A 9628-nucleotide genomic window follows, 5' to 3' on the forward strand; every position below is an offset into this window, starting at 1 on the left:
CTCCAGGTAAGTACACTGGTCTGACCAGTAGCCTGCACCGAGCGGACGACGAGGTCAAGGGATGCGGTTCGAACCGGTGGCTCCGGTCCGCGCGTACGAGCGGGTCGTCGAGCAGATCGAGCAGGCCGTGATCAGCGGCGAGCTCAAGCCGGGGGAACGCCTGCCGAGCGAGCGCGAGCTGATGACGCAGTTCGGCGTCGGCCGCTCCACGATCCGCGAAGCCCTGCGCGTGCTGCAGGCGGCCGAGATGATCCGGTCGCGGCCGGGCGACCCGCGCGGGCCGGAGGTGCTGGCCGCCTCGCCCGCCGCGCTGCACCGGTCGATGCACCGGCTCGCGCGCGCCGACCACGTCGGCCTCGCCGAGCTGCTGCAGTTCCGGATGATCCTCGACGGCTCGGCCCACCTGCTCGCGGCCGAGCTCCGCACCGAAGCCGACCTCACCGGCCTCGACGCGGCCCTGGAGTCGATGCGCGAAGGCGTCTCGCGCGGCTATGCCGAGTTCAGCCGCGCCGACGTCGCCTTCCACGAGGTGATCGCGCGCATCTCCCGCAACCCCCTGCTGGTCGTCAGCGAAGAAGTCGTGCGCGGGGTCGTGCTCGAACTGATCGAGGACAAGCTCGAGCACGCCAGCAACCGGACGTCGCTGATGCGCGCGTGGCTCGCCCACCACGCGGAGGTCCTGGACGCGATCCGCGCGGCCGACGGCGGCGGCGCGGCCCACCTGGCGAAGCAGGCGTTGTACGACAACTACGCCGAATACGTGCCTGCCGGGCAACGCCCGCTGCTCGCGCCCTTGCTGCGGCCATAGACTCGGCCGCGTGGACGCGGCGAAACGGGACGGGGTCGGGCTCGCGCTTTCCGGCGGTGGCTACCGGGCGATGCTCTTTCACGCGGGGGCGCTCTGGCGGCTCAACGAGCTCGGCTGGCTGCCGAAGCTGACCACGGTCTCCAGTGTCTCCGGCGGTTCGATCGCGGCGGGTGTGCTGGCGCACGCGTGGCACAAGCTGTGGTTCGGCGAAGACGGGGTCGCGGAGAACTTCGGCAAGGAGGTCGTGCAGCCGCTGCGGAGACTCGCGCGCACCAACCTCGACATCCCGGTGACGCTGAAGGCGATGGTGATGCCGTGGCGCAGCGCGGGCGAAGAACTCGCGCGCCGCTACGCGAAGCACCTCTTCGGCGACTGCTGCCTCGCGGACCTCGACCCGGCCGGGCCGAACTTCGTGTTCACCGCGACCAGCCTGCAGGACGGCTCGCTGTGGTGGTTCTTCCGGCAACCGGGGCCGCACGGGCAGATCCCGCTGGCCACCGCGGTCGCCGCGTCGTCGGCGTTCCCGCCGATGCTCTCGCCGGTCGTCATCGACGACCCGCACGCGCCCGGCCGGAAGGTCGTGCTCAGCGACGCGGGCGTCTACGACAACCTCGGCCTCGACCCGATCGAGAACCAGCGGGCGACCGTCCTGGTCAGCGACGCCGGCAAGAAGATGAAGCACGAGGCCAAGCCGAGGCACAACTGGCCGATGCAGCTGCTGCGCGTGCTGACCGTGATGGACAACCAGGTCCGCGAGCTGCGCACCGGCTCGCTGCTCAAGTCCTATGAGGACAAGACGTACGCCGGGACGTACTGGGCGACCTACAGCGACATCGAAAACTTCGAATTGCCCGACGCCCTGCCGGCGCCGGTGGAGCAGACCCGGCGGCTCGCCGAGACGAAGACCCGGCTGACCAGGATGCCCGAGAAGGTGCAGGACAACCTGATCAACTGGGGTTACGCCGTCTGCGACGCGGGCATGCGCCGCTGGGTCTGCCCGGAAACCACGCTGAAGCCGGAGTTCCCGTACCCCGGCTCAGGCGTTGGCTAGGTTCGCGTACACGATGACGTTGTCCTTGTAGCTGTGCTCGGCCTGGTCGAACGCGCCACCGCAGGTGATCAGCCGCAGCTGCGGCTTGTCACTGTTGCCGTAGACGGCCTCACGCGGGAACGTCTCCTTGGGGACCTGCTCCACGCGGTCGACGACGAACTTCAGCTTCTTGCCGTCACTGCGGTCGACGTCCACCTCGTCACCCGGGACCAGCTCCTTCAGCTTGAAGAAGATGCCGGGCTTCTTGTCGCCGTCGACGTGGCCGAGCACGACCGCCGGACCGGTCTCGCCGGGAACCGGCGACATCTTGTACCAGGCCGCCTGCATCGGCGTGTGCACCGACGGGACCGAGATCCCGCCGTCGGCCTTCGGCAGCACCGAGACCAGCGAGGACTGCGCGCCGATCTTCGGGATGTTCAGCTGCGTCGGGCGCAGGCCGGCGAACGGCTTGGTCACCGGCGGCGGAGCCGGCGCGGACGACGAGGGAGCCGCCGCCTGCGGGTCGGGGGTTCCGCAGCCGGCCAGTGCGAAGGACAGCGCCAGGGCGGCCGCGAGAACGCGGCCGCCGCGGCGGAACTGCGTGGTCATGCGGTCAGGACCGGGCCGTCGCGCCGCCGCCGGTCTCGACGCCGCCGGCCTTCGGGGTCACCTTGACCTGACCACCCGCGGTGGCCGAGCCGCCGCCGTGGCCGACCGGCCGGGTGACCGGCTTGCCCTCGCAGGTCCACGAGACCTGCGTGGTGTCGGTCAGGTGCTTGCCCTCGTTGAGCTGGATGTCGAAGCCCCAGTAGCGGCCGTCCGCGCCGTCCTGGAACGGGCCGCCGGCCACGGTGAAGTCGTTGGCGGCGATGTTCGTCGGCTCGCCCGCCGCGCAGGCGATGACCAGGATGCCGGTGCCGTCCTCGAACTCCCACGCGTACGCGTAGTCGTCGATGTAGTCGTCGCCGTGCGGGAACGGGTCGGTCGGCTCGGTGGTCGGCGTGGCGGAGTGGGTCGGCTTGCCCGAGGTCGGCGTGCCGGTGCCGGTCGACGTCGGCTGCGACGTCGTCGGCTGCCCGGAGGTGGGCTGCTGCGACGTCGGCTGCTGCGAGGACGGGACCGTGGTGCTCGTGGGCAGGCTCGTCGTCGGCGGCGCCTCGGAGGTGGGCGCGGTCTCGGTCGAGGTGGCCGGGGCCTCCTGCGCGAGCGCGGCCGGCGCGACGGTGAGCGTGAGCAGGGCCCCCGCGAGCACAGCGCCCGCAAGACGGCCCAAGGTCTTCTTCAAGTTGACTCCCCTGGGAAGGAAACGCGCAATGACCCCCACTACGCGCGCCGCCCGGTGCCGAACGCACAAGATCGGGCGACTCGGACATCCTGCCCCAGAACCGGTGGGTACCGGAAACGGATTCGACGTGAAGAAAACCACTGCGGAAACCGGTAACGTTCGACCGCCGCGAAATCCACATCGGACAGTGTCGAACGCGACGCTTTCGGTGTGGCTCAACCGGCCAGGTGCGCGTAAACGACGATGTTGTCCCGGTAGCTGTGCTCTGCGTGGTCGAACACCCCACCGCACGTGATCAGCCGCAACTCCGGTTTTTCGCTGTTCCCGTAGACGGCTTCCCGCGGGAACGTGTCCTTCGGGACCTGCGTGACGCGGTCGACGACGAACTTCAGCTTCTTGCCGTCGCTGCGGTCGATGTCGACTTCGTCGCCGGGCACGAGGTCTTTCAACTTGAAGAAGATACCGGGTTTTTTGTCGCCGTCCACGTGCCCGAGCACGATCGCCGGGCCGACGTCGCCGGGCACGGGGGAAAGTTTGTACCAGGCCGCCTGCATCGGCGTGTGCACCGACGGGACGGAGATCGAGCCGTCGGGTTTCACGGCGACCGCGAGGAGGCTGGACTCCGCGCCGATCTTCGGGATCTTCACCGATGTCGGGCGAAGTCCCTTGAACGGCTTGGTCACCGGCACCGAGGACGGCACCGGAGCGGGTGCCGCGGCCGGGGGCGACGGCTCGGCGGTGCCGCACCCGGCCAGGGCCAGCACCAGGGCGAGCGCCGCGCCCGCCCGGCGGAGCGTCACCGGGCCGTGCCGCCGAAGCCGGTCTCGACGCCGCCCTTGGGCGCGACCTTGACCTGGGCCTTCGGTGCGGCGTTGCCGGCGGGCGTGGAGCCGGCCGCCGTGGAGCCGGCCGCCGTCGTGATCGGCGCGGTGCTGGACGGCACGCTGGTGCTGGTCGAGGCCGGCGGCTCGGCCTGCTCGAACTCGACGATGCCGTTGCCTTCGACGCCGGCGCAGGTCCAGCTGAACTTGGCGGTGGTCGTGCCGGCCGGGGCGTCGACCACGCGCACCGAGTAGTTCCAGTAGCGGCCGTCGGACTCGTCCTGGTCCGGGCCACCGGTCACGCTCAGGTACTGGGTCGCCACGTTCCCGGGTGCTCCGGCCGCGCAGGCGATGACGAGGACGCCTTCGCCGCCGAGACCGATGAAGCCGTGACCGGCGTTGTCCTGGTAGTCGTCCTTCGGCGGCTCGGCCGGTTCCGGCGCCGAGGACGTGGTCTTCGGGCTCGTCGTGGTGGTGTGGATGCCCTCGGTCGTCGCGGGCGCGGTGGTGCTCGGGGTGACCGAAGCAGACGAAGGCGCCGTCGTACTGGCCGGGCTGCTCGAGGTCGACGTCTCCGAGGTGGTCGTCGTGGTCGTCGTGGTTTCCGTGGGTGACGTGCTGGTCTCCGGCTGTGCCACTGCGGCGGGCGCGGCGGCGAAGGTGGCGAGCGCACCCGCGAAAACGACACCGGCGACCCGGTTCAGCGCTCTGCCCACGACGCACTCCCAACAGTTGACCTGCGATGTCGCGACTATCGACGATTCGGCGGCCCGTGTTACTCCGCGAGGGCGAACGTCAGGTCCTCCCAGAGGTCGTCCGGATCTTCGAGGCCGACGCTGAACCGGATCAGCCCGGGCGGGACGCGCTCCTCGCCCGTCAGCCACGCCCGCCGCTCGACCAGGCTCTCGACACCGCCGAGGCTCGTCGCCGAGCGGATCAGCCGGACCGACGCGCAGAAGCGGTCCGCCGTCTCGGCGTCGGCGAGGTCGAAGGCGACCATCATGCCGAAGCCCGGGTAGCGCACCCGCCGCACCGCGGGGTGTTCGCTGAGCCGCGAAGCCAGCAGCGCCGCCGTACGGGACTGCTCCGCGAGCCGGACGGGCATGGTCCGCAGCCCGCGGAGGGCGAGCCAGGCTTCGAGGGCGCCCGGCGTCGACCCGACCCGCGTCCGCGCGCCGCGCAGCTCGGCGGCCACGGCCGGGTCCTTGGCCACGGTGATGCCCAGCAGCAGGTCGCTGTGCCCGCCGATGAGCTTGGTCGCGCTGTGCACGACGACGTCCGCACCCAGTTCGAGCGGCCGCTGCCGCAACGGCGTCGCGAAGGTGTTGTCGACGACGACCCGGCCGCGCGCGGCGGCGGCGATCGGCTCGATGGCCATCACGTCGAGGGTGGGGTTGGTCGGCGACTCCAGCCAGACCAGGTCGGACGTCGCCGCCTCGGCGACCCAGGCGTCGGTGTCGGTGGGGTCGAGCTCGGTGACGGCGAGCTTGCCGAGCTGCTGCGCGTGGGCCAGCACCCCGCGCGTCACCGCGTAGCTGAACGTCGGGACGACGACCCGCGACCCGACCGGCAGCAGGTCCAGCACCGCGGAGAGGGTGGCGACGCCGGACGCGAACGCGGTCGCGTGCCCGCCTTCGAGCGCCCCGACGGCTTCCTCGAGCGCGTGCCAGGTCGGCGTCCCGTCGCCGCGGGCGTACACGAAGTCGCCACCGGCCTGGTACGTGCTGGTGGCGACGAGCGGGGTGTTCAACGGCTCGCCGGGACCGTGCGGCCGGCCGGCGGCGATGGCCTTGGTGCGGGGCGTCCAGTGATCCATCCGCCCACGATAAGGGGAGGCCGGGGCACTCCCGCGTCCGCGAGTGCCCCGGCCGGGATCAGTGCGCGTACACCTCGAACTCGTACAGCGAGTAGCCGTACTTGGTGCCGCGCTGGACGCCCTGCAGCTTCACGAACCGGGCCTGGGTGGCGGCGAACGAGACGTTGTCCTGTCCGCCGTCGCCGTCGGTCACCACGGCCGCGTCCGTCCAGTGCACCGCGTCCGGCGAGAGCTGGATCCGGTAGCCCTTCCCGTACGCGGATTCCCAGGTGAGCAGCACCCGCGAAACCTGCTGGACCGAACCGAGGTCGACGGTGATCGCCTGGTTGTCGCTCCAGTCGCTGGCCCAGCGGGTCGAGCCGTTCCCGTCGATCGCGTTCGACGCCGGCGAGTTGTAGAAGCCGCTCTCGGCGCTGGTGGCGCTGACCGTCTTCGCCGTCGCCAGGTTGGCGACGTTGTCCCCGCGGTGCGCGGCGAACTCGACGACCTGCTGGAACGTCGGGCGGTTCTGCCAGCTGATCTTGTCCTGCGTGATGCCGCCGAGCGGGTTGTGGACGATCGAGTCGGCGCACCACTGGTCACCGGCCGAGCAGTTCGCGTCACCGGGGTAGACGGTGTTCGCGGCCTGGCCGGCGGCCGTGGTCAGCGAGTCGACGAGCATCTGGCGGCACGCGGTGACGTTGCCGCCGCCGCAGAACGTCTGCGCGAGCGGGCCGGCCACCGGCTGGCCGAGCACCTGCCGGATGTCCTTGCTGACGTAACCCCACCAGCCGTACTGGAACGACGAGCCCTTGTGCGGCTGGCCGGCGTGCTGCCCGTTGCCGTTCTGCCAGCCGGACGGGCTCTCGTTGATGCCCAGCACCGACGTCATGGCGTTGTAGGCGGCGTCGCCCATGCCCGGCTTGAACTCGGCCTGGACCAGCAGCGGCCACCAGGCGTCGAAGATGCGGATCGCGTCGGCGTCGGCGTACACCTTGCTGCCGGGCGAGGTCTCCGTGCGCAGCTGGCCGTGGGAGAGCCACGTCTTGAGCTTCGCCACGGCGTCACCGGCCGCGCCGGTGGTCGGCGCCTTGTCGAGCACCTGCAGCAGCAGCGGCAGGACGCGTTCCGCCCGCAGGTCGGCCAGCGCGGCCTCCGCCATCGCCTGGGTCAGGTTGACCCGGGTGACCTTGGTGCCACTGGTGATCAGCTTCTTCACCCGCGAGTCGAGCAGGTCGCCCCGGTGCACGGCGGACTTGTCCGCCCCGGCCGCGGCGTACCCGTTCGCCTGCGCGTTGTTCCAGCTGACGTAGTAGTCCTGGTTGATCGACTGCGGGTGCTGCGACGCCGGCGTGTAGTTCGCCAGGTTGCCCGCCGGGTTCCAGCCCGCCCAGTCGTGGCCCTGGTCGCCCCACACCGGCATGTTCGGGTCCACATCGGGCTGCCGGACGGGGTTGGCGCCCGAGTTGAAGTAGGCGATGTCCTTGGAGTCGGCGTAGAACCAGTTGAACGTGTAGTTGATGTCGGCCGCGGCCTTCTGGAAGTCGGCCGCGGACTTGATGAAGCCCGGGTCGTTCAGCTCCTGGAAGCCGATGAGCGAATCGACCTCGTGGAAGTAGGACGACCGCAGGGCCGCGTACGCCACCGGCTTGCCGCCCACGGTCGCCCGGCTCTGCACCGGCCCGTACTTGGTCCGGTAGCTGCGCAGTGTGTAGGAGCCGGCCGCGGTGCCGTCGGCCACCGTCGGCTTCCAGGCGTTCTTGACCTCCACGGTCTCCATCGGGACGCACTTGCCCTGGTAGGTGTAGTAGTTCGAGTCCTTCGTCGGCGCCGCGCCACTCGGCTCGCACAGCTGCAGCGCGTAGGTGTCGATGATGTCCTGCGCCGACGTCGTCGCGCTCCACGAGTAGTCCTGGCCGCGGCCGAGGAGCACGTACATGCTCAGCCCGGCGAAGGCGGCGCCGCGGGCGCTGATGCCCGGGCCCTGCAGTTCCTGCAGGAGCAGCAGCTGCGGGGCGAAGTAGCCGGTCTGCGGGCCGAACACCGCGACCGGGTGGCCGCTGGCGGTCTTCGCGCCGGAGACGAGCAGCGCGTTGGACATGCCGTGCTTCTCGCTCACCATGTTCCCCGGCAGCACACCGTTCTCGAAGATCCCGCGGGCGGGCGCCAGCTCCGCGGGCGCGGCGACGTCCACAGTGGACGGCGTCGCGGTGGCGGCCGAGCCGGTCTTGTCGAACACCAGCTGCTGCGGGGTCACCGAGCCCTTGTCCGGCATGGCCCGCCCGGCCGCGTTGGCCGGCGTCTTGCCGTACGGGAAGGTCTGGCCGTCGTGCAGCGTCTTGACCGTCTCGGGGTCGTCCTCCGAGCGCAGGCTCTGCCACACCTTTTCGCCCTGCACGACGCCGTACTTCTCCTGCAGCGCGAGCTTGGCGATGGCGTTCTGCACCTCGCCGCCGCCACCCGCGCCGAACTGGGCGCCGACCAGCGCGGCGAGCGCCACCAGGTCGGTCAGCTTGAACGGGTCGATCTTGCCCGCGTTGGTGATCGAGTCGATGTGCCCGGTCAGCACGTACTCGCCGGGGAAGTACCGGCCGCTGTGGGAGTCGGCGATGTACTTGTTGATGCCTTCGACGTAGGCCTGCGCGTCGGCGAGGCCCTGCGCGCCGCGGGGGCCGCTGGCGGCCGTGCGGTCGATCTGCTGCTGCAGCTCGGCTTCGGTGTACGGCGCGTTCGCGAAGAACGTCTGCTCGAGTTCGCGGTTGGCTTCCGCGCCACCGGCGAACGAGCTGACCTGGCCGCGGGCGGCGTGGCGCAGCACGTCCATCAGCCACAGCCGGTCCTGCGCGGCCGCGTACCCGGCGCCGAACTCGGTGCCGGCGCGGGTGGTCCCGGTGATGTGCGGGACGCCGAGGGCCTTGTCCCGCACGATCGTGACGTCGGCGCGCGGCTTGATCGTGCTCGCCACCTGGTCGGCCGGGACGCCGAACGAGGCGTCGTTGAAGTACTGGTTGATCGCGCTGGTGGTCAGCGTCTTGTAGCCGCCGGCCAGCGAGGCGTACTTGCCGAGCTGGTCGGCCGAGTGCGCCGGCCGGGTGCCGAGCAGCTTGTGTGCCAGGATTTCCGCGAGGGTGGCACTGCCCTGCTCACCGGGCGGCAGGATGTCGCTGCACTGCGCGCCGCAGTAGTCGTCGGGTGACAGGGCCGCGTGCGCGGCCGGGGCGGTGACGGCGACCTGGGTGAGACCGGCCACGAGGGCCCCCAGTGCCGTAACGGTCAGGGCGCGGATGCGACGTCGCATGCCGGGCTCCCCTCAGTCCAGAAAAGTGACGAAGCGCACGCTACCCAGCAGTAGGCTAAGTGTGAAGAGTTTTCGCGTTTTTCCCCTCCTTGGGCGTAGTCCGTTCGGCGCAGCCGGAGCGGCGTCGGTACGGTGAGGCCCATGACCTTGGAAAAGCCCCTCATCGACCCGCCGGCCGGACCCGCGCCGGCCGAGCTCCAGATCACCGACATCAAGGTCGGCGACGGCGCGGAGGCCACGGCGGGCAAGACCGTCACCGTGCACTACGTCGGTGTCTCGCACTCGACCGGCGAAGAGTTCGACGCGTCCTGGAACCGCGGCGAGCCGCTGCGCTTCGGCCTCGGCGCCGGCCAGGTCATCTCCGGCTGGGACCAGGGTGTCGCGGGGATGAAGATCGGCGGCCGCCGCAAGCTGGTGATCCCGCCGGACCTGGCCTACGGCGACCGCGGCGCGGGCGGCGTGATCAAGCCGGGCGAGACGCTCATCTTCGTCGTCGACCTGGTCGGCGTGAACTGATTTCGCGGCCGGGGGGGGGGCGGGCGGACACCCCCGGGCCCCCCGCCCCCGCCACGCCCCCCCCCCCCCCCCCCC

General features: G+C 70.9%; 9 protein-coding genes. 3 read left to right on the forward strand and 6 right to left on the reverse strand.

Annotated features, from left to right (window positions below):
* The first annotated feature begins 61 nt into the window (after nucleotides 1-61).
* Both I4Q55_RS01430 and I4Q55_RS01435 read left to right on the forward strand, forming a co-directional pair.
* Complete coding sequence (locus tag I4Q55_RS01430) at nucleotides 62-808, forward strand: FadR/GntR family transcriptional regulator (RefSeq protein WP_206784166.1); 747 nt, start codon at nucleotides 62-64, stop codon at nucleotides 806-808.
* Nucleotides 809-818: 10 nt separating this feature from the next.
* Nucleotides 819-1859 carry a patatin-like phospholipase family protein gene (locus I4Q55_RS01435; protein WP_206784167.1) on the forward strand — a complete coding sequence of 347 codons (1041 nt, stop codon included), beginning with the start codon at nucleotides 819-821 and terminating at the stop codon, nucleotides 1857-1859.
* Here the strand turns inward: I4Q55_RS01435 and I4Q55_RS01440 are convergent.
* From I4Q55_RS01440 to I4Q55_RS01465, 6 genes are all read right to left on the reverse strand, one after another.
* Entirely contained in the window at nucleotides 1845-2447 is a 603-nt protein-coding gene (locus I4Q55_RS01440) for a class F sortase (RefSeq protein WP_206784168.1), read from the reverse strand. The genes I4Q55_RS01435 and I4Q55_RS01440 overlap by 15 nt on opposite strands.
* Before the next feature lie 4 nt (nucleotides 2448-2451).
* A complete protein-coding gene (locus I4Q55_RS01445; RefSeq protein WP_206784169.1) occupies nucleotides 2452-3123 on the reverse strand; it encodes a hypothetical protein in 672 nt (223 codons plus the stop codon).
* Between the two features lie 215 nt (nucleotides 3124-3338).
* The gene (locus tag I4Q55_RS01450) at nucleotides 3339-3923 is read right to left on the reverse strand and encodes a class F sortase (RefSeq protein ID WP_206784170.1); all 585 of its coding nucleotides are present in this window, start codon (nucleotides 3921-3923) and stop codon (nucleotides 3339-3341) included.
* Entirely contained in the window at nucleotides 3920-4660 is a 741-nt protein-coding gene (locus I4Q55_RS01455; protein WP_307793090.1) for a hypothetical protein, read from the reverse strand. Before I4Q55_RS01455 ends, I4Q55_RS01450 begins: the two co-directional genes overlap by 4 nt.
* A gap of 59 nt (nucleotides 4661-4719) precedes the next feature.
* Nucleotides 4720-5760, reverse strand: a complete 1041-nt coding sequence (locus I4Q55_RS01460; RefSeq protein WP_206784171.1) for a PLP-dependent aspartate aminotransferase family protein — start codon at nucleotides 5758-5760, stop codon at nucleotides 4720-4722.
* Nucleotides 5761-5818: 58 nt separating this feature from the next.
* The gene (locus I4Q55_RS01465) at nucleotides 5819-9037 is read right to left on the reverse strand and encodes a penicillin acylase family protein (RefSeq protein WP_206784172.1); all 3219 of its coding nucleotides are present in this window, start codon (nucleotides 9035-9037) and stop codon (nucleotides 5819-5821) included.
* A gap of 141 nt (nucleotides 9038-9178) precedes the next feature.
* Between I4Q55_RS01465 and I4Q55_RS01470 the strand changes: the two genes are divergently transcribed.
* Nucleotides 9179-9553: an FKBP-type peptidyl-prolyl cis-trans isomerase gene (locus tag I4Q55_RS01470; protein WP_206784173.1), complete on the forward strand. Its 375-nt coding sequence runs from the start codon at nucleotides 9179-9181 to the stop codon at nucleotides 9551-9553.
* The last annotated feature ends 75 nt before the right edge of the window (nucleotides 9554-9628 follow it).

The sequence above is a fragment of the Amycolatopsis sp. MtRt-6 genome (assembly GCF_017308975.1).
Taxonomy (GTDB): Bacteria; Actinomycetota; Actinomycetes; order Mycobacteriales; family Pseudonocardiaceae; genus Amycolatopsis.